The organism is Endozoicomonas ascidiicola, assembly GCF_001646945.1.
GTDB lineage: Bacteria > Pseudomonadota > Gammaproteobacteria > Pseudomonadales > Endozoicomonadaceae > Endozoicomonas > Endozoicomonas ascidiicola.
Genome location: NZ_LUTV01000015.1, coordinates 41,527 through 43,669, shown reverse-complemented (window position 1 = coordinate 43,669; position 2,143 = coordinate 41,527). Strand labels below are relative to the sequence as shown.

The following is a 2,143-nucleotide window of genomic DNA, read 5'->3' as shown; positions in this document are numbered from 1 at the left end:
ACTATGATAATAATGAATATTGTATTGCTATAAAGATTTTTTAAATTGGCTAAATTTGAAATATTTCAATAAATGTCAGATCGAAAGGCTAACGCCAAATTAAGCGGCGCCGCCGCAGGCGGCGTCCGGTGGAGCGAAGCGGAACGAACTTGAATTTATTGTTATGCGCTAATCTGTTGGGTTAAATGTATCTTCAGGATGATACCTTAAAATCGTATATAACTTTGGTTCTCCGTTTATGGTTTGCACATCAATATCAACAAGATATGCTAATGCCTGCCATGGTTTATTAAAACGCGGATCACCTTTAAGAATTGACTCTTTAACTTCATTATTTTCGAAAACTACCTTCACTGCTTTCTTTGATATAAACTCAATCTTAGCTTTATCTCCGGTTGCTGAATTAGTATCAAATTTTGTTTGATACCAAGTCATTACTTTACGTCTATAAACATGATCAATAGGTTCATTCAAAGATTCAATCTCCCTGGAAATTCTGTTTTGCGCTGCAGCAGCTTCCTGAGAATTGATAATTACTTGGTTTATGACATTATTATTTCCTGTTACAACAAGCTGCATCTCTGAACCTGTATCTGCTGCTACTGGCTCCAAAATAGAATTTAACTGTTCGTAGTCTTTTCTATCAATTTCCCTAGGCTTCTCTGATTGTTTACCAAGCAACCAATTATTAATTCCTTCAATATGCTTTACCCATTCACTTAACGGCCCGCCTTCCCAAAGCAGCGGCGCGAGTGGAACAGCATGTGAAATCAACTCGAAAATAACGGACCCCGAGCGAACTTCCTTTATTAATAGCTCAGAACTAATCTGATAATCTTTTGTTGTTTCAGTCTCAACGAATTTCAAATACTGTCCACTAAGAGCAAGAAGTGACAATGTTAGATCAGTTAATTTCAATGGCTTCACATTTGAAATTTTCACTTCCAACTTGTGTTCAGTATCAATTTCCATTTTTTATTCTCATTATTATGTATGATGTTTTGCGCATAACGCCAAAATGTGCGGCGCGCCGCAGGCGCGTCCGGTGGAGCGCAGCGGAACGAACACGATTTTATTGTTAGCTGCGCAAGCCCGTAAAATGGTTAAACTGTGGCGTAAACATGCAGCAAGTACGACTGGCAACAACGTAGAAACCCGAAGATTTACCACCAGAGATTTTGCACGACGCTGAAAACAATGAGGAACCAAAATGCCGCGAACCAGTTTGAGCCAAAAGGTTTGACTACTTGAGGTTTACGGCAATGTAATTTTCTGACCTGGCACAAACCGGAAACTTTGCACGCTACAGAAAACCAGAGAAAACCCCACCAACTGACCGATAGAAAAGATGGAAATGAAACCGATTTATCTGCTGGCGTTGTAAAAGAATACTCGTACGTTAGCTCTTGCCAGCTTTGGAACAACCAACAGCAAACGACGATTTTGACGCTGGCATAAAAGAAGGAATAAACGACAGAACTCTCACGCCAGCTTGCAAAACGAAGATTACCGATTTCTGATGAACTTTTCGATAGAACAGACCAAAAAACTTCCAACGCTGAAAAACTCTCAGTTTTACAACTCTGGTAGAAACACAGCAGCTAACGCCAAAATGTGCGGCGCCGTAGGCGTCCGGTGCGCAGCACGAACACGATTTTATTGTTAGCTGCGTAAGCCCGTAAAATGGTTAAACCGTGACGTAAACCTGAAGCAAGTACGACTGGCGACAAAGTAAAAAACAGAAGATTTACCGCCAGAGACTTTGAACGCTGCTAAAACCAAGCAGAACCAAAATACTTCGAAACAGTTTGAACCAGAAGGTTTGACTACTTGAAGTTTACGACAATGTAATTTTCTAGCCTGGCACAAACCAGAAGCTTTACACGCTGCAGAAAACCAGAAAACCCCCACCAACTGAACGACAGAAAAGATGGAAAGGAAACCGATGTTTATGCTGGCGCAGTAAAAGGAAATTGGCAAGCTGCCGCTTGCCAGCTTGGAAAAAACAAATAGCAAACGACGATTTTGACGCTGGCATAAAAGAAAGAATAAACGACAAAACTCTCACGCCAGCTTGCAAAAAAAAGCCTTCCGATTTCTTCTGAACTTTTCGATAGAACTGGATAAAAAAACTACCAACACT

At 40.6% G+C, this 2,143-nt stretch carries 1 protein-coding gene; it reads right to left on the bottom strand.

Going from position 1 to position 2,143, the window contains the following annotated elements; genetic code table 11:
- Positions 1 to 168 precede the first annotated feature (168 nt).
- A complete protein-coding gene (locus AKL11_RS23980) occupies positions 169 to 972 on the bottom strand; it encodes a hypothetical protein (RefSeq protein WP_067522854.1) in 804 nt (267 codons plus the stop codon).
- Positions 973 to 2,143: the final 1,171 nt, after the last annotated feature.